This is a genomic window from Streptomyces sp. NPDC054887, assembly GCF_053610585.1.
Genome location: NZ_JBSGYQ010000044.1, coordinates 23,480 through 49,002, shown reverse-complemented (window position 1 = coordinate 49,002; position 25,523 = coordinate 23,480). Strand labels below are relative to the sequence as shown.

23 protein-coding genes are annotated in these 25,523 nt (G+C 75.0%); 10 read left to right on the top strand and 13 right to left on the bottom strand.

Annotation, left to right across the window (positions count from 1 at the left end; translation table 11 throughout):
* Positions 1-16: 16 nt before the first annotated feature.
* The 7 genes from panD to ACWGH0_RS23615 form a co-directional block, all read right to left on the bottom strand.
* Positions 17-451 (bottom strand): aspartate 1-decarboxylase, encoded by a 435-nt coding sequence (gene panD, locus ACWGH0_RS23645; RefSeq protein ID WP_453406203.1) that lies wholly within the window; start codon positions 449-451, stop codon positions 17-19.
* Between the two features lie 190 nt (positions 452-641).
* Positions 642-2,540 carry an ABC transporter ATP-binding protein gene (locus ACWGH0_RS23640; RefSeq protein WP_453406202.1) on the bottom strand — a complete coding sequence of 633 codons (1,899 nt, stop codon included), beginning with the start codon at positions 2,538-2,540 and terminating at the stop codon, positions 642-644.
* 170 nt (positions 2,541-2,710) lie between these two features.
* On the bottom strand, positions 2,711-3,694 hold the full coding sequence (locus ACWGH0_RS23635; protein ID WP_453406201.1) for an ethanolamine utilization protein EutE: 984 nt from the start codon (positions 3,692-3,694) through the stop codon (positions 2,711-2,713).
* Positions 3,691-4,506: an ATP-binding cassette domain-containing protein gene (locus ACWGH0_RS23630; protein ID WP_453406200.1), complete on the bottom strand. Its 816-nt coding sequence runs from the start codon at positions 4,504-4,506 to the stop codon at positions 3,691-3,693. The genes ACWGH0_RS23635 and ACWGH0_RS23630 overlap by 4 nt, the downstream gene beginning before the upstream one ends.
* Positions 4,503-5,579 (bottom strand): ABC transporter ATP-binding protein, encoded by a 1,077-nt coding sequence (locus ACWGH0_RS23625; protein WP_453406199.1) that lies wholly within the window; start codon positions 5,577-5,579, stop codon positions 4,503-4,505. The genes ACWGH0_RS23630 and ACWGH0_RS23625 overlap by 4 nt, the downstream gene beginning before the upstream one ends.
* The gene (locus tag ACWGH0_RS23620; protein WP_453406198.1) at positions 5,576-7,342 is read right to left on the bottom strand and encodes an ABC transporter permease subunit; all 1,767 of its coding nucleotides are present in this window, start codon (positions 7,340-7,342) and stop codon (positions 5,576-5,578) included. The genes ACWGH0_RS23625 and ACWGH0_RS23620 overlap by 4 nt, the downstream gene beginning before the upstream one ends.
* A gap of 137 nt (positions 7,343-7,479) precedes the next feature.
* On the bottom strand, positions 7,480-8,997 hold the full coding sequence (locus ACWGH0_RS23615; RefSeq protein ID WP_453406197.1) for an ABC transporter substrate-binding protein: 1,518 nt from the start codon (positions 8,995-8,997) through the stop codon (positions 7,480-7,482).
* Between the two features lie 185 nt (positions 8,998-9,182).
* Here ACWGH0_RS23615 and ACWGH0_RS23610 point away from each other — a divergent pair, with 185 nt between their 5' ends.
* The 7 genes from ACWGH0_RS23610 (at position 9,183) to ACWGH0_RS23580 (ending at position 16,908) form a co-directional block, all read left to right on the top strand.
* Entirely contained in the window at positions 9,183-10,079 is an 897-nt protein-coding gene (locus ACWGH0_RS23610; protein ID WP_453406196.1) for an SDR family oxidoreductase, read from the top strand.
* 3 nt (positions 10,080-10,082) lie between these two features.
* Complete coding sequence (locus tag ACWGH0_RS23605) at positions 10,083-11,303, top strand: spore photoproduct lyase family protein (RefSeq protein ID WP_453406195.1); 1,221 nt, start codon at positions 10,083-10,085, stop codon at positions 11,301-11,303.
* 224 nt (positions 11,304-11,527) lie between these two features.
* On the top strand, positions 11,528-12,064 hold the full coding sequence (locus ACWGH0_RS23600; RefSeq protein ID WP_453406213.1) for a Dps family protein: 537 nt from the start codon (positions 11,528-11,530) through the stop codon (positions 12,062-12,064).
* Positions 12,065-12,155: 91 nt separating this feature from the next.
* Entirely contained in the window at positions 12,156-13,340 is a 1,185-nt protein-coding gene (locus ACWGH0_RS23595; protein WP_453406194.1) for a polyprenyl synthetase family protein, read from the top strand.
* Positions 13,337-14,818: a phytoene desaturase family protein gene (gene crtI / locus ACWGH0_RS23590; protein ID WP_453406193.1), complete on the top strand. Its 1,482-nt coding sequence runs from the start codon at positions 13,337-13,339 to the stop codon at positions 14,816-14,818. The genes ACWGH0_RS23595 and crtI overlap by 4 nt, the downstream gene beginning before the upstream one ends.
* A gap of 9 nt (positions 14,819-14,827) precedes the next feature.
* Positions 14,828-15,886, top strand: coding sequence for a phytoene/squalene synthase family protein (locus ACWGH0_RS23585; protein ID WP_453406192.1), 1,059 nt, complete (start codon positions 14,828-14,830; stop codon positions 15,884-15,886).
* Positions 15,883-16,908, top strand: a complete 1,026-nt coding sequence (locus ACWGH0_RS23580) for a DUF5914 domain-containing protein (protein ID WP_453406191.1) — start codon at positions 15,883-15,885, stop codon at positions 16,906-16,908. The genes ACWGH0_RS23585 and ACWGH0_RS23580 overlap by 4 nt, the downstream gene beginning before the upstream one ends.
* An 11-nt stretch (positions 16,909-16,919) precedes the next feature.
* Here ACWGH0_RS23580 and ACWGH0_RS23575 read toward each other — a convergent pair whose 3' ends face one another.
* The 4 genes from ACWGH0_RS23575 to ACWGH0_RS23560 all read right to left on the bottom strand — a co-directional run bounded on the left by ACWGH0_RS23575 (position 16,920) and on the right by ACWGH0_RS23560 (position 21,137).
* The gene (locus tag ACWGH0_RS23575; RefSeq protein WP_453406190.1) at positions 16,920-18,479 is read right to left on the bottom strand and encodes an FAD-dependent oxidoreductase; all 1,560 of its coding nucleotides are present in this window, start codon (positions 18,477-18,479) and stop codon (positions 16,920-16,922) included.
* Positions 18,476-19,210 (bottom strand): methyltransferase domain-containing protein, encoded by a 735-nt coding sequence (locus tag ACWGH0_RS23570; RefSeq protein ID WP_453406189.1) that lies wholly within the window; start codon positions 19,208-19,210, stop codon positions 18,476-18,478. The genes ACWGH0_RS23575 and ACWGH0_RS23570 overlap by 4 nt, the downstream gene beginning before the upstream one ends.
* Positions 19,207-20,427 carry a lycopene cyclase family protein gene (locus ACWGH0_RS23565; RefSeq protein WP_453406188.1) on the bottom strand — a complete coding sequence of 407 codons (1,221 nt, stop codon included), beginning with the start codon at positions 20,425-20,427 and terminating at the stop codon, positions 19,207-19,209. Before ACWGH0_RS23565 ends, ACWGH0_RS23570 begins: the two co-directional genes overlap by 4 nt.
* Positions 20,428-20,618: 191 nt before the next feature.
* Positions 20,619-21,137 (bottom strand): hypothetical protein, encoded by a 519-nt coding sequence (locus ACWGH0_RS23560; RefSeq protein ID WP_453406187.1) that lies wholly within the window; start codon positions 21,135-21,137, stop codon positions 20,619-20,621.
* Between the two features lie 151 nt (positions 21,138-21,288).
* On the opposite strand from ACWGH0_RS23560, the gene ACWGH0_RS23555 reads away from it, so the two are divergent.
* From ACWGH0_RS23555 to ACWGH0_RS23545, 3 genes are all read left to right on the top strand, one after another.
* The gene (locus ACWGH0_RS23555; protein ID WP_453406186.1) at positions 21,289-21,774 is read left to right on the top strand and encodes a DUF2243 domain-containing protein; all 486 of its coding nucleotides are present in this window, start codon (positions 21,289-21,291) and stop codon (positions 21,772-21,774) included.
* A gap of 275 nt (positions 21,775-22,049) precedes the next feature.
* Entirely contained in the window at positions 22,050-22,889 is an 840-nt protein-coding gene (locus ACWGH0_RS23550) for a cytochrome c oxidase assembly protein (protein WP_453406185.1), read from the top strand.
* A 29-nt stretch (positions 22,890-22,918) separates the two neighbouring features.
* Positions 22,919-23,800 carry an oxygenase MpaB family protein gene (locus ACWGH0_RS23545; RefSeq protein ID WP_453406184.1) on the top strand — a complete coding sequence of 294 codons (882 nt, stop codon included), beginning with the start codon at positions 22,919-22,921 and terminating at the stop codon, positions 23,798-23,800.
* Positions 23,801-23,846: 46 nt separating this feature from the next.
* On the opposite strand, the gene ACWGH0_RS23540 is transcribed toward ACWGH0_RS23545, so the two are convergent.
* Both ACWGH0_RS23540 and ACWGH0_RS23535 read right to left on the bottom strand, forming a co-directional pair.
* A complete protein-coding gene (locus tag ACWGH0_RS23540; protein WP_453406183.1) occupies positions 23,847-24,377 on the bottom strand; it encodes a DoxX family membrane protein in 531 nt (176 codons plus the stop codon).
* A 79-nt stretch (positions 24,378-24,456) separates the two neighbouring features.
* Positions 24,457-25,239: a sulfite exporter TauE/SafE family protein gene (locus ACWGH0_RS23535; RefSeq protein WP_453406182.1), complete on the bottom strand. Its 783-nt coding sequence runs from the start codon at positions 25,237-25,239 to the stop codon at positions 24,457-24,459.
* Positions 25,240-25,523: the final 284 nt, after the last annotated feature.

Below are 25,523 nucleotides of genomic sequence, written 5' to 3'. Positions count from 1 at the left end.
GTGCTGGGCTCTGCTGCTACGCCCGCGCACCGGCGCGCGCTACGGCGTGCGGGCTGCGGCGGGTGTCGCCGCCCGGCGCGGGCTCGGACGCGTCGGCGCCGAGCGCGACGATCCGGTTCTCCGCGTCGACGTGCACGATCCGCGGCTCCAGGGCGCGCGCCTCGGCGTCGTCGACCTGCGCGTAACTGATGAGGATGACCAGATCGCCCGGGTGGACCAGATGTGCGGCGGCCCCGTTGATGCCGATCACACCGGACCCGCGCTCGCCCTCGATGGTGTACGTCTCCAGGCGCGCGCCGTTGGTGATGTCGACGATGTGGACGAGTTCCCCGGGCAGCAGATCGGCGGCGTCGAGGAGATCGGCGTCGACGGTCACGGACCCGACGTAGTGGAGGTCGGCCTCCGTCACGGTGGCCCGGTGAATCTTGGACTTGAACATGGTGCGCAGCATTTGCACTCCTGTAAGGCGGCTCCCTGCCAGCTTTCTGCTGGTCAAAGGCGGCCCCCACTCTACAACCGGCACGTGCCCGACTCGAACATTGTGAGGAACATCGCTTCGCTCTTCCGCGAAGGACGCAGCGGGCGCACACGTCGAGCCGGGCGCCGTCGATCGGCCGGCTGGTGGGGGGGGGTGCACGCGCCTACCCGGACACCGCCGTCCTGCGGTCCCCGTCCGGCGCCGGGTCGGCCGGTCCGGCCAACCCGCTGTGACCGTCCCCTGTGACGGTGGGCCCAAGGCCCGGCTCGGCGCTTTCGCCGAGGAAGCCGCCCGACTGGTGCTGCCACAGCTTGGCGTAGGCACCGTTCGCCGCGCGCAGCTCCTCGTGGGTGCCCTGCTCGACGACGCTTCCGCGGTCGAGGACGACGAGACGGTCCATGCCGGCGACGGTGCTCAGACGGTGGGCGACCACGAGGGCCGTCCGTCCGTCCATCAGCCGCCACAGGGCGTCCTGGACGAGGAGCTCACTCTCCGAGTCCAGCGCACTGGTCGCCTCGTCGAGCAGCAGGATCGGGGCGTCGCGCAGGATGGCTCTGGCCAGGGCGACGCGCTGGCGCTGGCCGCCGGAGAGTTTCACTCCCCGCTCCCCCACCAGAGTGCTGAAGCCGTCGGGGAGTTGGTCGGCGAACTCCGTGACGTGCGCGGCCACGGCCGCGGCGTGGATCTCCTCATCGGTGGCACCGGGCCGGGCGAAGGCGATGTTGTCCCGGAGGCTGCGGTGGAACATGGCGGGTTCCTGGGGGACGTAGGCGATCAGTGAGCGCAGGTCCGTCTGACGCAGCCGGCTGATGTCCTGACCACCGATCAGAATGCGTCCGGCGTCGATGTCCGACATCCGCAGCAGGAGCCGGGTGAGTGTGGTCTTGCCGCCGCCGGACCGGCCGACCAGGCCGATCCGTGCACCCGCGGGCACGTCCAGGTCGAGTGCCTGGAAGATCGGCTTCGCGCCCGCGTGGGCGAAGGTGACCGCCTCGAAGCGGATGCCCGTGTCCCGCGGTGCGAGCGGTTCGGGGTCCGCCGGATCGAGCACGGTGGGCGGATCCAGCAGCAGCTCCGTGAACTGCGCGGCCTCGGTCATCGAGCTCTCCAGACGCCGGTAGATCTGATTGAACTCAAACATGATCTGGGTCGCGTTGGAGTAGTAGGTGAAAGCGACGACGACCTCCTCCACTCCCTGGCCGGGACCACCGAAGGCGATGGCGACCAACAGGCCCAGCACGTTGGTCAGCACGGCCATGGGAGCGATCAGGGTGTCGACGCGCAGATTGCCGTAGTCCCACGACTTCAGCGTCAGGCGCCGGGAGTCCGCCACCCGGCTGCGGTGTTCGTCGGCCTCCCGCCGCTCGGCCGCGAACGCCCGGATGGTTTCCATGTTCACGAGGCTGTCGGCGACGTGGCCGGAGACCCGGGCGATCGCCGCCTCACGGTCGCTGACCAGCTTCTGGCGACGCCGGATCAACGGTGTCGCGGCCACCACGGTCAGCCCGATCATCACGAGGAGGCCGGCGACGAGCATCGGCTCGTAGCTCCACAGGACCACGGCACCGAACAGCAGGGGCACGAGGCTGCCGACGATCCGGTACGTCACAGTGTCGACGAAGTCCTCGAAGCGCTTGCCGAAGCTCAACACCCGTTTGGTCAGGGAGCCGGTGAAGTTGTCGTGGAAGAACGCCGCGTCCTTGGCGAGGAGTTCGTCCATGCCGCTCACGTACAGGTGCTCCATGCCGCGGGCGTCCACGCGGTTCAGGCAGTGCTGGCCGACCCGCCACACGGCCTCGGCGAGCAGCAGCGTCACGCCGAAGCCCAGCACGTACGGCAGCGCCGAGCCGAGGGTGAGACCGCCTTCGTCGGCGGCCTGTCCTGCCAGTTTGGCGATCAGGAGGGGGGCAACGTAGCGGATGCCGATGTTGCCCACGGCCGGAAGCAGCAGCGCGGGGAGGGCCAGCCGCCGTAGTCGCAGCAGTTCCTGGCCGTAGCGGCGAAGTGCCAGAACGACCGCGCCCCTGCTCGGCGCAGGCCCTCGCGTATCTGTTGTCCCCATCACGCTCCCCGTGGTTCGGAAGTCCGAAGTGTCCCGTCGGGGGAGGTCCTCAGTCCAGGCATTTAAGGCGGACGGGCGAGAACCGGACACACTGCGGGCAACGTCCCGGTGCACGCATCCCTCCGTGAGTTCCGCGAGCGCCTTCCAGCACTGTCCCGGGCGCCTCCGGGTCACTGTGGCGTGGCTACGGCGGCCAGTTCGGCGCCGGGTGCGACGGTGAGGGCGTGCATGGCGTAGAAGACGCGGCCGGTCGCCGGGGCGAGGACCGGGTGTTCGCGGCCGGTGGCCGGGTCCGTGATCCGGCCGATGGCCTCGTTCGCCCTCACGTCGTCCCCTGCGGTGAAGGCCGGGTACCAGAGGCCGGCCGTCGGGGCGGTGGCGGCTCCGGCCCAGACCCATTCGGTCGCCACCGCCGGTTCTCGTGCCGGCCGGTCCAGTACGCGCAGCTCGCGAAGCAGCGCGTACAGGGCTTCCGTCAGGCGGAGTGCGGCGGCCGGATCGCGGTCGCCCCGCTGGCCCGTCTCGACGAGGAGGGCCGGGATGCCGTGGCGGGCGGCGGCGGCGTGGCTGTTGCCGCCGTCGGCGTTCGGCCCGAGGATCACGTCCCGGAAGCCGAGGGCGTGCGCCAGCCGGCGGGTGCGCCGGTCGAGCGCCGGGTCACCGGTGAGCCGGAAGCCGACGAAGTCGCGCAGGGTCTCGTCGATGCCGCCGGAGTGCAGGTCGACGTACGCGTCCGCGCCCGCGATCAGGTCGGTGAAGAGCCGGGCCGCGAGCCGCTCGGTGGGGCCGCCCGTCGCAGCGCCGGGGAAGACGCGGTTGATGTTGACGCCGTCGAGCGGGGAGACGCCGAGCCGTCCCTCGTACACGGCCGGTGGGTTGGCGACCGGGCAGACGATCACCTGGCCGCTGACCTGCTGAGGGTCGAGCGACGCCGAGAGTCCGGCCGCCGCTTCGATTCCGGTGAACTCGCCGCCGTGCATGCCCGCGGTGACGACCACGCGCGGCCCGCGCCGTACGCCGTTGACGAGGGTCAGCGGGAGGTCCACGGTGCGGACGCCGAGGTCGGCCCGGACGCTGCCGCGGGCCGTGGTTCCGGGCTCGGCGCCGAGGGTGCCGACGGTCAGGGCTTCCGGCGGGCCGGTCGGCGTACTCATGTCGCTCCTCTGGGCAGATCCGGCGCGGGATCGCCCGGCCGGGCGGTGCCGGCGGCGAGCAGCCGGCGGGTGCGGGCGTGGACCGGGGCGGCGTACAGCGTCCGGGCGGGCGCGGTCTCCACGATCCGGCCGCCGTGCATCACCGCGACCCGGTGGGCGAAGTGGCGTACCAGCGCGAGGTCGTGGCAGATGAACAGGTACGCGAGCCCCAGGCGTTCCTGGAGATCGGTGAGCAGGTTCAGCACGCCGGCCCGCACCGAGGGGTCGAGCGCCGACACCGGCTCGTCGAGCACCAGCAGCCGGGGCTCGCAGGCCAGCGCCCGCGCGATGCCCACCCGCTGGCACTGTCCGCCGGACAGCTCGTGCGGCAGCCGGTCGCCTAGCCGGGGGTCGAGGCCCACCGTCTCCAGCAGTTCGTTCACGCGTCTTGGGCCGGTCAGGGGGTCCCACCGCCCCTGGACGCGCAGCGGCTCCGCCACCGCGTCGCGGATCCGCAGCCGTGGGCTCAGCGAGCCGTACGGGTCCTGGAAGACGGGCTGGATGCGCGGACGCAGGGGACGCAGTTGCCTCTCGTCCAGCGCGGTCAGCTCGTGCCCGTCGAACCGGACGCGGCCGGCGTCCGGGCGGCGCAGCATCAGTACGGCGGCCGCCGTACTGGACTTGCCCGAGCCGGACGCGCCGATCAGGGCCAGGGTCTCTCCGGCGGACACGTCGAAGGAGACGTCGTCGACCGCGAGCACCGGCGCGGCGCGGCGCGCGCGTGCGGGGTGGCGGACCGTGAGTCCGCGTACCGTCAGCAGGGCGTCGCTCATGCGCCACCGGTCCCGGCGGACGCGTCGTGTGCCGGGGCGGGTACGCCGCCACCGGTCGCTGCGAACAGGTCGCGGGCGCGGGCGGGTACGTCCGGCCAGCGGTGGCAGGCCACCTCGCGGCCCTCCTCGCCGGGCACTGCCACGGGTTCCGGTTCGTCCGCACGGCAGCGCTCCTCCGCGAGCGGGCAGCGCGGTGCGAAGGCGCAGCCGGTGAGTCCGGCGAGGTCGGAGGGGGTGGGAGAGGCGCCGCCGATGGACGGCAGGCGCCGGTCGGCGGACGGTTCGCCGGGTGGCAGGGAGGCCAGCAGTCCCGCGGTGTAGGGGGCGCGCGGGCTGGTCAGCAGCCGGGCGGCGGGCCCGGACTCGGCCACGCGTCCGGCGTACATCACCAGGAGCCGGTCGGCGTACCCGGCCACCGTCGCCAGGTCGTGCGTGACCAGGAGCACCGCCGTGCCGGTCGTCTCGCGCAGCGTCGACAGTACGCCGAGGATCTGCTCGCGCACGACGGGGTCGAGGGCGGTGGTCGGCTCGTCGGCGACGACGAGTTCCGGTTCGTTGACCGTCGCCATCGCGATGACGGCGCGCTGGCGCATGCCGCCGGAGAACTCGTGCGGGTACGCGTCGGCCCTGCGCTCCGCGTCCGCGATGCCCACCCGCTCCAGCGCGGCCACGGCGGCGGCCCGTGCCGGTGTGCGCCCGAGGCCCCGCACGGAGCGCACGGCGGCGGCGAGTTGGTGACCGACGGTGTGCACGGGGCTGAGCACCGAGAGCGCGTCCTGGGGTACGAGGGAGAGGCTTCGCCCCCACAGTCCGGCGTACGCCGAGCGGGACACGCCCAGCAGTTCGCGCTCCCGCAGCCGGACGCTGCCGGTGACCCGGGCCGCGTGCGGCGCCATGCCCAGTACGGCGGCGGCGGTCAGCGACTTGCCGGCGCCGGACTCGCCGGCCACGGCCAGCAGTTCGCCCTCGCGCACGTCGAAGGACACACCGCGCACGGCGGCCACGTCCCGCCCGGCGGCGGGGAACTCCACACGCAGGTCGCGCACGCTCAGGAGCGTGGGGCGGACGCTCATGACGCCGTCCCCGCGCGCGGCGCTCCGGCGCGCGGGCCGGCCCCGGTCCAGGCGGCCAGCGACACCGCGCAGCCGGCGAGCAGCGCGAGGGCCGCCGCCGGAGCGAGCGCGGCCCAGGGCGCGCGTTCGACGTACGCCCGTGACTCGTCCAGCAGCAGGCCCCATTCGGGGGCCGGCGGCTGGGCGCCCAGGCCGAGGAAGCCGAGCGAGGCGAGGGCCAGCGCGATGCCGGGCAGGCGCAGCACCGCGTGGCGGGCCACCGGTCCGGCGACGGCCGGCAGGACGTGGTGCGTCAGGATGCGGCGCGGGGTGGACCCGATCGCCTTCTGCGCGGTGAGGAAGCCGGCCGCCCGCGTCTCCTGGACGAGGGCGGCGGCGTGCGCGGCCAGCGGAGGCCAGGAGACCAGGGCGACGGCGACGGACGCCCCGGTGACGCCCGGTCCGAGGACGGCGGCGACGAGGATGCCCGCGACGACCGGCGGCAGGGCGTTGGCGATGTCGGCCGCACCGGCCGAGAAGGCGGGCAGGAAGCCGATCGCCAGGGCGAACAGGAAGCTGATCAGACAGACCCCGAGGGCCACCGCGAGGGTCGAGGCCGCGCCGTGCCCGAGCCGTGCGAGCACGTCCCGGCCGAGGCCGTCGGTGCCCAGCGGGTACGCCCACGAGGGGGCGGTCAGCCGGGCGGCGGCGTCGACGGTCAGCGGGTCCCGGAGCAGCCCCCAGCCGGTGACGGCCAGCAGGACGCCCGCGAGCACCACGGGCACGGCCCGCGCCGCCCGGCCCGCGCGGACGCGCGGCGGGGCGGGCAGGGCGAGGGCGGCGTCCCGCAGTCCGGGACCGAGCAGGCGGGTGCGTACGAGGTGGGCGAGCGCGCCCGCCGCGAGGCCGAGCAGCAGCAGCGCCAGCACCGCGGCCTGGAGCAGGGGCAGGTCCTGGGCCTTGGCGGCGCCGAGCGCCGCCCGGCCGATGCCGGGCACCGCGAAGACGGTCTCCACGGCGACGGCGCCACCGGTCAGGCCGACGGCGACGAGGCCGAACTGCGGTACGACGGCGGGCACGGAACGGCGCAGCGCCGCGCACGCGATGCGCCGGGCGGACACGCCCGAGGCGCGCCACAGGCCGGCCCAGCGCTCGGCGAACACGGCGGGCAGGGCGTCGTCGACGAGCCGGCCGAGCAGTCCACCGGCGGGAACGCCCATGGCCAGTGCGGGCAGCGCAAGGGATCGCGGGCCCTGCCAGCCGGAGGTGGGCAGCAGGCCCAGCCACACGCCGAGCACGATCAGCAGCACGGTGGCGAGCAGGAACTCGGGGACGGACGCCAGCATCGCCGCGGGCGCCCCGCCGGTGGCCGCACGGCCGCGCGGCGTGCCGCGAGCGCCGCGTACCAGCGTCGCCGCGGTCAGGGCGACCGCGACGAGCAGCGCCACGGCCAGGGAGGCCGCCATGAGCGTCAGCGAGACCCCGAGTCCGGAGAGCACCGACGGCAGGACGTCGGCCCCGGACACCCAGGAGGCGCCGAGGTCCCCGCGGACCGCCCCGGTGAGCCAGCCGCCGAGGTGGGACAGCGGGCCGGAGCCGAGTCCGAGGTCGTCGCGGACGGCCGTCAACGCCTCCTCGGTGGCCTCCTGTTCGGCGGACCGGGCGCGCAGGACACTGAGCGCCGGGTCCTTGCCGGACAGCCAGGGCAGCATCCCCACGGCCGCCACGACGGCGGCGAGCGTCAGGGCGCGGGCGGCGGCGGTGCGGGCGGCGGCGGTGCTCATGTGACGCGGGTGCCGCGCGGTGTTCCCGGGGCGTACCTGTGGCACGGTTCTCCCCGTTCGTACCCGTGGTGGAACTTCCCCATGGCCTGTGTGGCGCACGGTCTTGAGGCGTAGGTGGCGTACGTGGCGCAAGGTCTTCACTTGACGTACGTGCCGGCCGTCACGAGCAGCCGCTCGCGGGGGTCCTTCGCCGACGCCACGACGCCTTCGGCATCACCCTGGACGACGCGCTCGTGGAGCATGGGAATCGCGGCGTCGGTGTTCAGGATCGCCGTCTCCGCCGCCAGGACCGCCTTGCGGCGCGCCGCGCCGGACGGGGCGGCGGCGGCCTTGTCGAGCGCCGCGTCGACCTTCTCGTCGTCGAGCTGGGAGACGTTGAAGGAGCCGTCGCTCGCGAAGTCGCTGTACATGTAGGCCGCCGGGTCGCCGGAATCGAGCACGGTGGCGCGGGACAGGACGAACGCGTCGAACTTCCCGGCGAGGGCGTCGGATTCGATGTTGGCGTACTCGCGTATCTCCAGCTTCACCTTGAAACCGGCCTTCTGGAGCTGCTGCTGGAGCACGGCGGCGACCTCGGGGAGCTCCGCCCGGTCGGTGAAGGTGCCGATGACGACGGTCCTGCCGCCGGGCTTCCCGGGTGCGGCGGCGCGGGTGCGCCCGGCGCGCTCCTTCGCCCACGGGACGGCCGGGCCGAGCAGGCCCTCGGCCACGTCCGCCCGTCCTTCGTACACCCCGTCGACCAGGGCCGCCGGGTCGAGCGCCGCCCGGGCGGCGGCGCGCAGCGCGGGGTCGGTGAACGTTCCGCGCCGGGTGTTGAGGTACAGCGTGTTGGTGCGGGGCATCGGCACCTCGGTGATCCGGTCCTCCGCCAGCAGCGACGCCTGGGAGACCGGCACGGATTCGACGATGTCGGCCTCACCGGTGCGCAGCGCGGCGGCGCGCGCGGTGCCGTCCGGCACGAACCGCACGTCGATCCCCGCCGCCCGGGCCCTGCCGCCCCAGTAGTCCTCGTAGCGGTCGAGGGAGGCCGAGCTGGTCCCGTTCACCTTCTTCAGGACGAACGGGCCGGTGCCGGCGCCGACCGGGTTCACCGTACGTCCCCGGTACGCCCTGGCCGCCAGGATCGACAGCTGCGGCGAGGAGAGCCGGTGCGGGACCAGCGGGTCCGGGTCGGCGGTGGTGACGGTGACCGTGTCGCCCCGGGCGGTGACCGTGAGGTCCACGCCGTCGAGGATGCGCGGCTTGGGGGCCGCGTGGGCGGCCTCGTCGAGCGACCGTACGACGTCCCGGGCGGTGAGCGGGGTGCCGTCGTGGAAGGTGACGCCGCCCCGGACGGTAAAGGCCCAGGACCTCTCGCCGGTCCTGCGCCACTTCTCGGCGAGGGCCGGCTCGGGGTCGCCGTTCGCGTCGAGGGTGACCAGCGTCTCCGCCGTGCTCCAGCGGGAGAGTTTGAAGGCGTCGTCGCTGAGCGGCGAGAGGCCGGAACGCGGCGGCTGCATCATGGCCACTCTGACGCGCTTGTCACCGGCGGCCGAGCCGCCGTCGGGCCGCCCGGACGCGCCGGGCGCGAAGCAGCCCGTGAGGAGCAGCGCGGAGGCGACCGTCGCCGGAACGGCAAGGGGCAGGGCCCTGGGGCTGTGCAAGGACTTTTCCATCTCCGTCGAACGGGTGTCGTACGCGACGGGGACAGTAGCAGATGATAATCATATTCAGTAACTGCGTGCAGGCCCGGGCGCCCCGCCCCCGCGACGCGCGGCAGCGGCCCGCGCGTTCGCTGCCTATGGTGAAAGGACAGGCCCCGCCGCTCCGGGCGGGCGCCTCACCAGCCGGGAGGAAACACGTGACAGGCACCGCACGTCCTCTGCACGGCCGCACCGCCGTCGTCACCGGCGCCGCCCGCGGCCTCGGTGCCGCGATGGCGCTGGAGCTGACCCGGCGCGGGGCGACCGTGGCCCTGCTGGGCCGGGAGGAGTCGACCCTGGCCGAGGTGCGCGACAGGCTCGACGGGCGGGCGGTGTGCTGGGCCGTCGACGTCACCGACGACGACGGCATGGCACGGGTGGCGGCCGAGGTCCGCGAACGGCTCGGACCCGCCTCGGTGGTGGTCGCGAACGCCGGGGTGGCCGAGGGCGGCCCCTTCGCCGAGTCCGACCCGGCGCTCTGGCGCCGGGTGATCGAGGTCAACCTGATCGGCAGCGCGGTCACCGCGCGCGCCTTCCTGCCGCACCTGCGGGCGACCCGCGGCCACTACCTCCAGATCGCGTCACTGGCCTCCATCGGCGCAGCGCCCATGATGAGCGCGTACTGCGCCTCCAAGGCCGGCGTCGAGTCGTTCGCCCACGCCCTGCGCGCCGAGCTCGCGCACGAGGGCGTCGGGGTCGGCATCGCGTACATCAACTGGACCGACACCGACATGATCCGCGACGCCGACCAGTACCCCGTCCTGCGGGAGCTGCGGGCGCACATGCCCGCACCCGCGCGCAAGGTCTACCCGGTGCAGACGGTGGCGGCGCGCCTGGTGCGGGCCGTCGAACGGCGCAGCGCCGCCGTGTACGTACCGGGCTGGCTCCGCGCCACCCAGGCGGTCCGTGCGGCGATGCCCCCGGTGGTCACCCTGCTCTCCAAGCGCGAGCTGCCCCGCCTCCAGAAGGAGTCGTCGCTCGCGGCGACCGGACTGCTGGGCGCCGGCGGGCGGGCGGCCGTGCTCCGTACGGAAGCCGCGGACGGCGGGACGTGAGCGATGGCTGAGGACAGGAGGCGTCCCGCAGCGGACAGGCACACCACCACACCGTCCGGCGGCGTACCGGGCGACGAGTTCGACGCGCTGTTCGGCGTGGAGGAGATCCGCACGGGCCCGGTGGCGCCACGGCCCGCCGGGCCGCTGTTCCGCGACTCGGCCCAGGCCCGGCGAATGCTCGCGGTACGGGAGATCCACGCCGAACCCGGCGCGGCGGCCTCGCCGCGCGGCCGCCGGATCCTCGCGGACTTCCCCGAAGCCGAGGTGGTCCCCGTCGACTCCCACTGGCGCATCCCGGACCTGCACGGCAACAAGGGCAACGCGGAACGGTGGGTGCGGATCAAGAGCACCGTGCTGGTCCTGGGCGAGAAGAAGACGCTCACCGTACGGCCCAACGGCCGCTCGGCCGACTGGATCGCGCCCGGGGCCGCCAACGGGTGCGCCATGGCGTGCGCGTACTGCTACGTGCCGCGGCGCAAGGGCTACGCCAACCCGATCACCGTCTTCACCAACATCGACCGCATCATCGCCCGCCTCGCCCGCCACGTCGCCGCCCAGGGCCCCAAGACGGAGCCGAACCAGTGTGATCCCAGCGCCTGGGTGTACGACATCGGGGAGAACAACGACTGCTCGGTCGACGCCCTGATCTGCGACAACACCGCTGACCTCGTGCACGCCTTCACCCGGTGGCCGACCGCCAAGGCGTCGTTCGCCACCAAGTTCGTCAACCCCGACCTGCTGCTGCTGGAACCGCGCGGACGGACGCGCATCCGGTTCTCCGTGATGCCGCCGGACGACTCCAAGCTGCTCGACATCCGCACCAGCCCCGTGGAGGACCGCATCGCCGCGGCCGCCGACTTCCTCGACGCCGGGTACGAGGTCCACTTCAACCTGTCGCCGGTCGTCATCAGGCCCGGCTGGGAGAGCGCCTGGGGCGAGCTGTTGCAGCGGATGGACGACGTCCTGCCGGCCCGGGTGAAGGAGCAGGCGGCCGCCGAGGTCATCATGCTGACCCACAACCGGGAGCTGCACGAGGTCAACATGGCGTGGCACCCGCGCGCGGAGGACGCCATCTGGCGCCCCGACCTCCAGCAGGCGAAGCGCTCCGAGAACGGCAGCTGGAACGTGCGGTACCGCAACGCCGTGAAGCAGGCGGCGGTGGAGACCGTACGCGCGCTCGTCGACCGCCACGCCCCCTGGCTCACCATCCGTTACGCGTTCTGAGCCCCGCGGGGCCGGCGGCGCGCGTACGGACTCCCCGCGGCGGGTCGCGGACCGCCGTCACGGATGCCTCGGCCGGCCGGTCGCCGGGCCGTCACCTCAACGGCGTACCGGCCCCCCGCTCCGGGCGGGCGCGACCCCGGCACCGGTGGTTGCCTTGGCGGGAGGCAGCCACCGAGCGAGGAGCGACCGTGACCCCCAAGGACCCCGACTACACCGTGCCGGGCATGACGACGCAGGACAGCGGCGCGGTCATCGAGCTGTTGCAGACACGTCTGCACGCGCTGAACGACCTGGCCCTGACTCTCAAGCACATCCACTGGAACGTCGTGGGACCGCACTTCATCGCCGTGCACGAGATGATCGACCCGCAGGTCGAGCAGGTCCGGGCGATGACCGACGACCTCGCCGAACGCATCTCCACCCTCGGCGGCGAACCGCACGGCACGCCGGGCGCGCTGGTGTCCGGGCGCACGTGGGACGACTACTCCATCGGCCGCGCGGAGGCCATCGAGCACCTGGGCGCCCTCGACGTCGTCTACACGTCGCTGATCGAGGACCACCGGGCGGCGATGAAGGCCACCGACGAGCCGGATCCGGTCACCCAGGACATGCTGATCGAGCAGCTGCGCGGGCTCGAACTGTTCCAGTGGTTCGTACGGGCCCACTTGGAGAGCAGCGGCGGGCAACTGAGCACCGCCGGCGCCTCGACCGAGCGCGGGGCCGCCGCGCAGGCCGCCGAGGAGGCGCGCGGGCGGCCGTGAGAACGGGCGTACGCATCACCGCATCCGGATGTGCTCGCGGAGCGGAAGAAGCGGTGTTCGACGCAGTCGCGACGCTCGGGAAGGGGGCCGCATGCTCGGCATCCAGGCGACGGAGGACGACACGCACACGACGGGTGGTGGCGAAAGACCGTCCGGTGGTGACCTCCCGCCGGTGACGCGGGTCGACTCCGCCGTCGCCGGCGCCGTGGAGGCCGTTCTGGGGTCCCGTCTGGACGAACGGCTGGCCGAGGCCGTCGCGACGGACCCGGTGTTCGCGGCCGAACTGGCCGCCCGGGTACGGGACGTCTCGCTGCGCGGCGGCAAGCGACTGCGGGCCCAGTTCCTGTGGTGGGGCTGGCGCGCCTGCGGCGGTGCGGCCGGAGCGGGAGACGTGGAGCGGGTGCTGGACGTCGCCGCGGCGCTCGAACTCATCCAGACATGCGCGCTGGTCCACGACGACGTCATGGACCGCTCCCCGGTGCGCCGGGGCGCCGCCGCCGTCCACGAGGACTTCGCACGGCGGCACGCCCGGTCCGGGATGCGCGGTTCGCCGGAGTTCTACGGCACCGCCGGGGCGGTCCTCGTGGGCGACCTCGCGCTCGCGTGGGCCGACGACCTGGTGACCGCCGCCGCCCTGTCGAGCGGGCAGGGCGGGCGGCTGTACGGCGAATGGCGGGCCATGCGCACCGAGATGGTCGCCGGGCAGTACCTCGACGTGCGCGCGGCCGCCACGGGCGCGACCGAGCCCGACGAGGCGCTCCGCATCGCCCGGCTCAAGAGCGCGCTCTACACCGTCGAGCGTCCGCTGGCGCTCGGCGCGGCGCTCGCGGGCGCCGCGGAGACCACCACGCGGGCGCTGCGGGCGGCGGGCCGCTGCGCGGGGCTCGCGTTCCAGTTGCGCGACGACCTGCTGGGCGTGTTCGGCGATCCTCGGCGCACCGGAAAGCCGGTCGACGAGGACCTGCGCGACGGGAAACTGACGTACGTGCGCGCCGTCGCCCTGCGGCTGGCGGACGCGTCCGGCGACACGGCGGCCGGGGACGCACTGCGCGCGAGCGGACCGCAGGTGAGCGAGGCCGGAGTACGGCGGGCCAGGGCGGCGCTGGAGAGCACCGGCGCCCGGCGCGTCGTCGAGTCCGAGATCGGCCGGCTGGTGCGCACCGGCGAACGCCGGCTGGCCGCCCTGCCCGGCGAACCGGCGGCGGTCGCGGCGCTGGGCGCACTGATCCGTACGGCGGCGGGCGTGGACGCGCCGGGCGAGGAGACCGCTCGATGAGAACTGTTCCCGGTCGCACGGACCGTGTGGTCGTCGTGGGAGCCGGCCTCTCCGGGCTCGCCGCCGCGCTGCATCTGCTGGGCAGCGGCCGCGAGGTGACCGTGGTGGAGCGCGCCGACGGGCCGGGGGGCCGGGCCGGGCGCACCAGCCTGGGCGGGTACAGCCTCGACACCGGTCCGACGGTGCTCACCATGCCGCACCTCGCCGACGAGGCCTTCGCGGCGGTGGGCGACTCGCTGGCCGCCCGGGTCGACCTGGTGGAGCTGCACCCGGCGTACCGCGCCCGGTTCGCGGACGGCTCGGGACTCGACGTGCACACCGACGGCGACGCGATGGCCGAGGAGGTCCGGGCCTTCGCCGGGCCGGCGGAGGCGGCCGGGTACCGCAGGCTGAGGCAGTGGCTCCGGTCGCTGTACGAGGCCCAGATGCGCCGGTTCATCGACACGAACTTCGACTCCCCCGTGCAGTTGCTGCACCCCGATCTGGCGCGGCTGGCCGCGCTGCGCGGCTTCGGCCGGCTGGACGCGCAGATCGGCCGGTACATCAAGGATCCGCGGCTGCGCCGGGTGTTCTCCTTCCAGTCGCTGTACGCCGGGGTGCCGCCCGCGCGGGCGCTCGCGGCGTACGCGGTGATCGCCTACATGGACACCGTCGCGGGGGTCTACTTCCCGAAGGGCGGCATGCACGCGCTGCCCGTGGCGATGGCGGACGCCGCCCGCGACGCCGGGGCGCGGTTCCGCTACGGCGGCGAGGTGACGGACCTGCGGGTCCGCGCCGGCCGCGTCACCGCCGTGCGCCTGGGCGACGGGGAGGAACTGCCCTGCGACGCGGTCGTCCTGACGCCCGATCTGCCCGTCGTCTACCGCCTGCTGGGGCGCGCCCCGCGTCGCCCGGTACGCCTGCGGCACTCGCCGTCGGCGGTGATCCTGCACGCGGGCACACGCCGTACGTGGCCGCAGTTGGCCCACCACACCATCTCCTTCGGGCACGCGTGGGAGCGCACGTTCGACGAGATCACCCGCACCGGGCGGCTGATGAGCGACCCGTCGCTGCTCATCACCCGCCCCACCGCCCACGATCCGCTGCTGGCGCCCGAGGGCAGGCACCTGCACTACGTGCTCGCCCCCTGCCCCAACACGACGGTCGGCCCCCCGGCCGCCGCCTGGGGCGAACTCGGGCCCCGATACCGCGACACCCTCGTACGGGAGCTGGAACGGCGCGGCCTCGACGGGTTCGGCGACTCCGTCGAGGAGGAGGAACTGATCACCCCTGCCGACTGGACGGCGCAGGGCCACGCGGCCGGAACACCGTTCTCCGCCGCCCACACCTTCGCGCAGACCGGCCCGTTCAGGCCGCGCAACCTGGTGTCGGGCGTCGAGAACGCCGTGCTGGCCGGCTGCGGAACGACGCCGGGCGTGGGCGTGCCCACCGTGCTCGTCAGCGGAAAGCTGGCGGCCTCCCGCATCAGCGGACTGTGAGGGACGGGCATGACACGACGTGAACTCGACGCGGCGCGGATCTCCGACCCGGGGCTGCGCGCGGCGTACCTGCACTGCCGGCGGCTCAACGCCCGGCACGGCAAGACGTACTTCCTCGCCACGCGTCTGCTGCCGGTGCACCGGCGGCCCGCCGTGCACGCGCTGTACGGCTTCGCGCGCTGGGCCGACGACATCGTGGACGACCTGGCCCCGGAGCGCGGGACCGAGGGGCGCGACCGGCGGCTCGCGGAGCTGGAGCGCGAGCTGAGTGCCGGGCTGCGGACCGGCGGGAGCACGGAGCCGGTGGTGCGCGCGGTGGCCGACACGGCGCGGGCGTACGACATCCCGGCCGAGCACTTCGCGGACTTCATGACCTCCATGCGGGACGACCTCACGGTCACGGACTACGCGACGTACGACGACCTGCGGGCGTACATGCACGGGTCGGCCGCCGTGATCGGCCTCCAGATGCTGCCGGTGCTCGGGACCGTCGTGCCCAGGGAGGTGGCCGCGCCGCACGCAGCCGCGCTGGGCGTCGCGTTCCAGCTCACCAACTTCCTGCGGGACGTGGGCGAGGACCTCGACCGGGGGCGGGTCTACCTGCCCGCCGATCTCCTCGCCGCCCACGGGGCCGACCGGGCGCTGCTGGAGTGGAGCCGCGCCACCGGCAGGCCCGACCGCCGGATCCGCGCCGCGCTCGAAGCCGCCGCGGCTCTGACCCGGAGCGTCTACCGCGAGGCGGAACCGGGCATCGGCATGCTGGAACCCCGCGTCCGCCCGTGCATCCGGACGGCGTACGAGCTGTACGGCGGCATCCTCGACGCCATCGCGGACGACGGTTACAGCGTGGTCCAGCGCCGGTCGGTGGTGCCGCGCCGCCGCCGGGCCCGGGTGGCGCTGACCGGGCTCGCGGGCATCCTCCGGGCGCGTCCGCGCGGGCGGTGCCGGCGGACCGCGACGCCGGCGCGCGACCGGCGGACGGCGGGGACGGTGGGGACAGCGGGGACAGCGGGGAAAGCGGCGGCGCAGGGGACGCCGGGCGCGGGGCGGAAGGGGCCGGGCACATGACGGGTGGGCAGAAGCGGCGCGGGCTGCCGCTGCGGGCACGGCGGCGGGGCCGGGCCCGGTGGGAACAGCAGGCGCCCACGTGGCGCGACGCGAAACCGGCCCTCATCGCCGGCGCGCTGAAACGCTCGGCCGCGCGCCCGAGCGGCAACTGGTACGTGATCGGGGCCTCCCGGGACATCGGCCGCGGCGGCCGGCCGTTCGGGCGGACCGTCGGGGGCGTGGAGGTGATCGCCTGGCGGGACGCCTCGGGCGGTCTCAGGGCGGGACCGGGCGCCTGTCCGCACCTGGGGGCGCCGTTGCGGGACAGCCGGGTCGTGTGCGGCACGGTGGTGTGCCACTGGCACGGCCTGTCGCTGGACGGCGGGCCGTTCGCGGGCTGGGAGCCGCTGCCCGCCCACGACGACGGCGTGCTCGCCTGGGTGCGCCTCGACGCGCTGGGCGGGGAGCCGCCGCTCGACCGGCCGGTGCTGCCGGAACGTCCGGGCGGCGGCGCCCTGGACGCGGTGTTCGGCGCGGTGGGGCGCTGTGAGCCGGAGGACGTGGTGGCCAACCGCCTGGACCCGTGGCACGGGTCCTGGTTCCACCCGTACTCCTTCGTCGACCTGACCGTCGTGGAGGCCCCGGGCGGCGAGGGGTCCGGCGGAGAGGACCCCGGCGACGACGCGTTCACGGTCGACGTGTCCTTCAAGGTCGCCGGGCGGCTGGTGGTGCCCGTACGGGCCGTGTTCACCGCGCCGGAGCCCCGCACGGTCGTCATGCACATCACGGAGGGCGAGGGAGCGACGTCCGTCGTGGAGACGCACGCGACGCCGCTGGGACCGGGCCCGGACGGCGCTCCGCGCACGGCGGTGACCGAAGCGGTCCTGGCCGCCTCCGACCGCCGGGGTTTCGCGGCGGCGCGGGCGGCGGCCCCCGCCTTCAGGCCACTCGTGCGGTGGGCGGCGGGACGGCTGTGGCGCGACGACCTCGCGTACGCGGAGCGCCGCTGGGAGCTGCGGGCCACCGGCCGCTTCCCCGGGTGAGGCGCGGTGGCTCAGCCGCCGTCCGCGAACAGCGCCGCGAGGGCGCGCAGCGTCGCCGAGCGCCCCTTGCGGGGGACCGTCCACAGGGGGTGCCCGCGTACGCCCCAGCGCCGCAGCAGCGCGTTGGCGGCGAGGAACCCGGTGGTGGCCGCACGCTCCATGAGCGCCACGGGCAGGTCGCAGCGGACGAGGTCGCCGGCGGCCATCAGCGTGGGGTGCGGCGTGCGTACGGCCGGGCGGGACGCGTAGCCGCCGACGGGGAACAGCGGGCAGTCCGCGCGCCATTCGTGGCGGGCGTCGACGATCCGGGCCCCGGCGGTCTCCGGGTAGAGGCCGCGCAGCCGCCGCAGCAGCCGCTGCTCCACCTCCCGCCGGCCGGCCCGCTCGTCCACCGCGTAGCCGTGCAGTTCGACCACGCTGCCGCCGGTACGCCGCGCCCAGCGGGCCGCTTCACCCTCCCAGCGGTCGAGGACGCTGACGTTGTCGAGCCCGTCGAAACCGCTCGTGCCGAGGAAGCCGGCGCGGCCCGCCGCGACCGGCCGGTCGAGCCAGAGCCGGGAGACGAGGAAGGGCGGCGCGGTGCGCTGCGCGGCGACGTCCGCGCGCCACATCTCGTCGCCGAGCTTCGGCGACGCGGCGACGACGCCCCGCAGCCCGGCGACGTCCAGGGCGAGGACGACGGCGTCGTACCGCCCCGACGCCGACCCCGCCTCGACGCTCAGCGTCGTGCCCTCGGCCGGGGTCACGGACTCGACGGGCGTACCGGTGCGGACGTCCACGCCCAGCCGGTCGAGGTGACGGCCGAGCGGCTCCCACAGCGCCTGCGGGTACGGCTCCGCCGGTACGTCGAACAGCAGCCCCTCGGAGGAGCCGAGGAAGTAGATGTGGAACATGAGCAGCAGCTCGGCCGCCGACAGCTCCCCCGGGTCGGCGAAGAAGCTGCGCGAGAAGACCTCGAAGGCCAGGTGGTCGGCCGCGTCGGGGAAGTTGACGGACCTCAGGAAGTCCCGGGCGCTGACCGCGTCGAAGCGCTCGTACACCTCGGGCACCCGGACGTCGAGCAGCGGGAGCGCCGCCCGGGGCTTCATGGCGGCGAGGTCGCGCCATCCGAAGGTGGGGCTGAGCGCCACGAATCCCAGCGCGCTCCAGGGCGGGGTGCGCGGCACGCGGGCGAAGCTGTCGGTGAGCCCGCCGCTGTGGTGCAGCGGGTAGTCGGGCAGCGGCCTCAGCACGGAGAGGGACGGATCCGCGCGCCGCAACAGTCCGCGCAGGTTGTAGTACTGGCGGAAGAAGGCGTGGAACCCCCGGCTCATCGTCGCCCGCGAGCCGTCGGCCAGTTCCGTGCGCCATCCCGCCAGCCGGCCGCCGAGCCCGGTCTCGCGCTCCAGGAGCGTGACGCGTACGCCGCGTTCGGCCAGCGCCGTGGCGGCGGCGAGGCCGGCGATGCCGCCGCCGATCACCGCCGTGTGCGGCGCCGGGCCGTCGCACCGGTGGCGGCCCTGGGCGGCCCGCACCACCTGCGCCCTGCGGTCCCTTCCCCGGCGCGGGCCCGTGGTGTCCGGACGTTTCACGCGTCACCTCCGCTCGCGCCCCGGCCGCCGCGACGGCCGAGGAAGGTGTGCACGATGCCGGTCTGCCAGCCGGGTACGGGCAGGACGCGCGTCCCGGTGAATCCGGCGCGGGTGATCCGGGCCGCGAAGACGGGCGCCGTGTCGAAGTCCAGGACACTGCGGTGCAGATGGCGGTAGAGCCCGGCGTCGCCGGTGCGGACGCCCGCCGGAACGATGACCGCCCGGCACACGGCGGACCACACGGCCCGGTGCGCCGCCGAGCCGCTGAGGGAGTACTCGTGCACCGCCAGCCGGCCCCCCGGGCGCAGCAGGCCGTGGACGGCGGCGAGTACGGCGTCGGGGTCGGCCACGTTGCGGAAGAGGTAGCCGGCGAAGACCGCGTCGAACGGGCCGGTCACCCCGGCGGCGCCCAGCCGCTCCGCCGGGGCGTGCACGAACGTGACGCCGGCCGGCCAGCGTTTGGCGGCGGCCCGCTCCAGCATGCCGGCCGAGGCGTCGACGGCGGTGACGCGGGCGAGCGGCGCGGCGCGCAGCAGGGCCGCCGTGGAGGCCCCGGTGCCGCACCCGAGGTCGAGGAGGCGCAGGCCCGCCCCGCCGTCCGGGAGCCGCAGCCGGCGCGCCGACCGTCGGAGGTCGGCGTGATAGCCGGCGTTGAGGCCCACGAGCCGGTCGTAGCCCCGGGCGGCGTGGTCGAAGGCGTCCGCGAGGTCCGCGTCCCGCAACAGCGTCATCCGGTGCTCTCCTCAGGTGTCCGGGGAAGGGATCTGCGCGGCAGGAAGGGCAGTTCCGCCGCGGTACGGAGCATGGGGCCGACGGGGGTGGAGAACCCGATGAGGACGTCCTCCCACAGCCGGCTGCGCCCGTCGAGGAAGCGCAGTACGCGCTCCGGTGGTGTGCGCCCGAACAGCCGGGTGAAGAAGTCGGGGCCGTCGACGCGTCCGGTGTCCAGGGCCCGCAGCATGACGGCGTCCATGGCCAGTGCCCGGCGCCCGTGCGGCGCCGGGAACCTCGGCTCCTCACCGGCCCGCAGAGCGGCGGCGACGGCCTTGACCTGCCGCTGGACGGCGGAGAAGGTGTACCCGGTCGCGGGCCGGGTGGCGCCGCCCACCGCGCCGATGCGGTAGACGGCGGCGCCGGCCCTGCGGGGGAAGCGCGCGTCGGTCATGGGGATCACGCCGCTTTCGACCGCGTTCACGTCGAACGGCCCCAGGCGCAGGACCTCCCGCGTGTAGTGCCCGAGCGCCGCGTCGTACTCGCCCCGGGTGAGGGGGCTGCGGGAGAACTGCGTGTACTCCACGAGCGCCTCGCGCGGGCCGAGGGGGAGCACGTACCCGAACGCGAGGCCGTGGGCGGGTTGCGGCACCCGGAAGTCCATCAGCTCCACGACACCGGCGTCGAAGGCGGGGGCCGCGGTACGGACGAACCAGCCCCGGAAGTGCTGGAGGAGGGTGCTGCGCGCCGGCGGCAGCGTGCGGGCGGGACGGGAGTCGAACAGGTACCGGCCCCGCAGCGCGAGCCGGTCGCCGTCCTCCGTCACGCACAGGGCTTCGGCGCCGCCCGCCGCGTCGCGCACCGCCTCGGCCGTCGCTTCCACCAGCGTGACGTGCGGGCGTGCCGCGAGACGTGCGCGCACCCACGCCTCGAAGGAGCCGGAACGGAGCATCCGGTAGCGCAGCGCCCCGAGTTCGCCGTCGGTCACCGAGCCGTCCCGGCCCCGTACCCGCAGCCGTCGCCAGGACGCGACCACGGCCTCGTCGAACTCGCAGGCCCCCTCCTGCCAGAAGCACCAGGTGCGTTCCGCGGGGCGCAGGGACCGGCGCGGCGTCTCCACGAGCGTCACGGCGAGGGGGTGCGGGGAGCCGGGGGCCGTCAGGGCGTGGGCGAGCGAGAGACCCGCCGCTCCCCCGCCGACGATCACCACGTCGGCGGGCGGCCCGTGCTGACTCATACGCCCTCCTGGTACGGGGGCGAAGGCCGTCGTCCTGCCGGACGTCCGCCGCCTTCGCCCGGCCACGCTTGCCCCGCCCGGTCCCGGGCCTACCCGCCCGTGCCGTCGCGGCCGGATGCCGGCCCGTCCGCGTGGCGTCGTATCCCCTTCCCGCCGAACGGCCCGGGCGGATGCGGCCCGGGGCGGGAACGTCAGGTCCTGGGGAGTGGGCCCACGTCGCTCCGGCGGCCCGGGCGCAGGGCGGCGTGCCGCTGCCCGGGGCCGGGGCCGTTCCTGGCGGCGAGGGCGTCGGCCACGGCTCCGGTGGCGAAGGCGTAGACGCTCTTGTGCAGGAGGTCGACCGCCAGTTCGCGGCGGGGCCAGGTCGGGGGCGGCGCGCCGACCCCCGTGGCGTTCTCCAGGATCTGGTCGTTGGTCAGCCGCACGACGGCGAACATGGCCGAGGACCACGGGCCGCGCAGCCCCGTCTGCGCCATCACGGCGCGCACCACGCCGGCCAGCGCGCCCTGGCCGAAGTGCATGGCCCAGTTCACCGGAACGGGCTGGCGGCCCGGCCGCTCCCGCATGCCGGTCAGGCGTTGCAGGGTGCGTGCCGGGACGTGCGAATCGGGCCGGCCGGTCAGTCGCTGCTCCGCCTTCTCCGCCAGGGTCATCACAGCGGTCCCGGCCGCTCCGGCGACCAGTCCCTGCCACAGTGCGCGTTTCATCATGGGACCCGGGTACCCGCCGCGGTCGCCGTTACCACGGGCACGCCCGGCTATGCACCCGGCTGCGGTCCGCCTCACTCGAATGCGGCGCTGCTCCGGGCGGTCGCGGGTAGGCGTACGGGACGACACGCCCCCCCGTGAGAGGCCGGAACCCATGACCGCACCCGCACCGGACACGCCACCGACCGCCGCCGCCCTCCTGCCTCGCAGGTCGGCTGCCGTCTGCGCGCTGATCGGCGCGGCGTCGATGGCCGCCGTCGACGAGATCGTCTTCCACCAGATCCTCGGATGGCACCACTTCTACGACCGCTCCACCCCCGCCGTGGGGCTGCTGTCCGACGGACTGCTGCACACGGCCGAACTCCTGGGCCTGGTCGCGGGCCTGTTCCTGTACGCCGACCTGCGCCGCCGGCGGGCGCTGTCGCCGCCCCACGCGCGGGCCGGACTCTTCCTGGGGCTCGGCGCCTTCCAGCTCTTCGACGGCGTCGTCGACCACAAGCTGCTGCGCCTGCACCAGATCCGGTACGGCGTCGACGTCACCCCCTACGACTGGGCCTGGAACGGCGCCGCTCTGCTCCTGCTGGCCGTCGGAGCGACCCTGGCCGTACGCGCGCCCCGCCCGCATCCGGTACGCGGGTGAACCGACCGGCACCCTGCGCACCCGCGAGCCCGTCCCCCGCCACCGCGCGTCCCCGCCGCCCCTTCACCCGCACCGCGCGTCCCCGTCGACCCGTCGCGCGCACCGGGCATCCCCGTCACCGCGCGTCCCTGTCGACCCGTCACCCGGGGCCCGCATGCCCGTGAAGCCGCCACCCGCACCCCCGAGCCCGTGAACCCATCACCCGCACCCCGCGTCATTGCGGACCCCGCACCCCGCGTCCCCGTGAACCCCTCACCCGCTCCTCCGGAGACTCCGTGACCCCCGCTCACTGCCACGGTGGCCTGCCGTCCTGCGGCCCGGCCCAGCTCGTAGGCGTCGCCGCCGCGCTCATCGCGCTCCTCGCGGTGGCGGCGTACCTCACCGCCGCGAGGCGGCTGCGCCGGCGGGGCGACGCCTGGTCCCCGGCGCGGGACGCCTCCTTCACGGCCGGCGGCGCGGCGCTGGCCGCGGTGACGGCCGCGACGCCTCCGGGCGGCCCGTTCACCGCCCACGTGATCCAGCACCTCGTCGTCGGCATGGCGGCCCCGCTGCTGTTCGTCCTGGCCCGTCCGCTCACGCTCGTCCTGCGCGCCACCGGTCCCGGCCGCGCCCGTCGCGCCCTGCTGGCCGCCGCGCACTCCCGGCCCGCCGGCCTGCTGGTGTTCCCGCCGCTGGCGGCGCTGCTGGACATGGGCGGGCTGTGGCTGCTGCACCGCACCCCGCTCCTCGCGGCCGCGCACGACCGCCCCCTGCTCCACGCGGCCGTGCAGACCCACGTCCTGGCCGCCGGCGTGCTGTTCACCTTCGCCGTCTGCGGGCTCGACCCGCTGCGCCGGCGCTGGAGCCTGCGGTGGCGCGGCGCGACGCTGCTGGCCGCCGGCGCGGCCCACGCGGTCCTCGCCAAGGTCCTGTTCGCCGCGCCGCCGCCCGGCGCCACGGTCCTCCCCGACGACCTGCGGTCCGGCGCGCGGCTCATGTACTACGGCGGCGACCTGGTCGAGGCCGCCCTCGCCGTGACGCTGGCGGTCCAGTGGTACGCGGCGACCGGCCGTGCCCACCGGGCCAGGACCCGACGGACGCCCGTGTACGCGCACCGGCCGCCGCTGCGCGGCTGACGCCGCCGGGCCCGGCGGATACTGGTCGTATGGACGTGTCCTCACCCGCCACCTCCTACCTGCGCAAGCGGCTGGGCAGCAGCCTGTTCACCCGCGTCGCGGGGCCCTCCGGCGCGGACACGCGGGCGCGGATCCACGACACGCCGGGGCCGCGGTGGTTCGGGCCGCAGCGGCCGGTGCGCACCGTGCACGGGGACGCGTCGATGTTCATCGGCGGGCTGCGGGCGCTGCTGCTGCAGTCCCTGCACCCGCTGGCCATGGCCGCCGTCGCGGCCCACTCCGGCTACCGGGGCGATCCGTGGGGCAGGCTCCAGCGCACGAGCACGTTCCTCGCGGTGACGACGTACGGGACGGCGGACGACGCGCAGCGGGCGGTCGACCGCGTCCGTGCCGTGCACGAGCGGGTGCGCGGCACGACGGCCGCAGGGGACGCGTACCACGCCGCCGACCCGCACCTGCTGGCCTGGGTCCACGTCGCCGAGGTCGACAGCTTCCTCTCCGCCCACCAGCTCTTCGGGGTGCGGCCCCTGGACGCCGAAGGCTGCGACGCGTACGTCGCCGACATGGCGCGGGTGGCCGCCGCCCTCGGCGTGAGCGATCCGCCGCGCACGCGGGCGGAACTCGACGAACGGCTGCGGGCCTACCGGCCCGAGCTGCGCGCCACCCAGGAGGCCCGGGACGCCGCCCGGTACATCCTGCTGCACCCGCCGTTGCCCTGGATCGCCCGGGGGCCGTACGCGGTGCTCGCCGCGAACGCGGTCTCGACGCTTCCGCCGTGGGCCCGGGAGCCGCTGCGGCTGCCGTACCTGCCAGGGCTGGAGAGAACCTGCGTGCGCCTCACCGGGCACGCCCTGACCAGGACCATCCGGTGGGCGATGCTGCCGCCGCCGCGCACGGCGGATCCCGGCTGACGTCCGCCCGGGCGTTCCGCGGGCCGCCGGGCCGCCGCCCCCGCCGCTAGGTCGCGGGCCGGTCGGCGTCCTCCGCCTGAGCCTTGCTGCGCTTGGTGAGGACGCCGGCCGCGGCGAGCGCGCAGCCGGTGAAGGCGAGTGCCACGGTCCAGGGCTGGTCGAAGTGGTGGCTCATGGCGTGGTCCAGGGAGTAGCGGCCGGGCCCGGCGATGCCGATGGCGGCGGCCGCGAAGCCGAGGAAGGCGGGGTACTCGTATCCGCCCGACTGGGCGAAGAAGCCCGCGGGCGCGTGTACGGCGACGGCCCCGGCCATGGCTCCGGCCGCCGCCGCGCCGGCCGCGGGCGTCGCGAGTCCCAGGGCCAGCAGCACCCCGCCGCCCGCCTCGCCGAGCCCGGCCGCCACGGCGCTCTGCCGTCCGGGGGTGAAGCCCATGTGCTCCATGGCCGCCGCCGTCCCCTCCACGCCTCCGCCGCCGAACCAGCCGAGCAGCTTCTGCGTGCCGTGCGCCGCCAGGACGGCGCCGGTGCCCGCGCGCAGCACGAACAGGCCGAGGTCGCGTCGGTTGATCTGAGCCATGAGTGTCTCCCAGCGTGAAGGGCCGCTTCTACGCCTCCACTTTCACCAGGAAACCCACCATGCGCACCATTTGGCGCTCTCAGCGCAGCAGCAGCTGGAGTCCGCCCAGCACGGTCGCCCCGATCACCAGCCGCTCGAAGAGCCGCTGGTCGATACGGTCCACGCACACGCGGCCGAGCCAGGCGCCCGGGACAACGAAGAGCACCAGTGCGGCGTCCAGCAGCAGCGACCGGCGGTCGATCAGCCCGAGCGCTGCGCCGAACGGCACCTTGGACGTGTTGACGATGAGGAAGAACCACGCCGACGTGCCGAGGAAGCCGAGTTTCCGGAATCCCGCCGAGAGCAGATAGAGCGACATCACCGGCCCGCCCGCGTTGGCGACCATCGTGGTGAACCCGCCGAGCACACCGTACGAACGGGCCTTGATCCGGCCGCGGCGCGACGCCGTGCCCGTCCCGGGATCCGCCGCCGAGCCGTCGCCCGGCCCGCCCTGCGGCGGCGTGCGCCGGCGCCACAGCGTGACTCCGGCCATCAGCAGGAGGATTGCGCCGATCGACGTACGTACGGCCTCGTCGTCGGCCCACAGCATGTACGCCGCGCCCGCCACCACCCCCGCGGCGACCGCCGGGAACAGCCGCAGAAGGGTCGGCCAGTGGGCGTGCCGCCGGTAGACGGACACCGCGATGAGGTCCCCGGCGATCAGGATCGGCAGCAGGACGCCGGTCGACTCGCGCGCCGGGAGCACGGCCGCGAAGACCGCGAGACTGACGGTGTTGGCGCCACTGACGGCCGTCTTCGAGAAGCCGACCAGGGCGGACGCCGAGGCCAGCGCCGCGCATTGCCACAGGGTGAGGGTGTCCATACCTGGAGCCGACGCTACAGGGCCGCCCGTACCGGGCCGCGGAGCGGCATCCCCGGGGGCCACCCTCCCCCGCCTCGGACCCCTCGCGGGGGTGACAAGGGTTTTCCCCGTATCGGGTTCATCTCGCCGTTCCCTACTGTCTGCCGCACCGGCGAATCCCGTCTCCTGACCATTGGCTGTCAGGTGCATGTAAAGGGTGGGTGACGCCGGGAGACGGCCTTGACCCAGGGTCGTAGCGCCGGCGGCGGCGCACGGGCTCACCCGGCCCAGGAACCGCGAACACG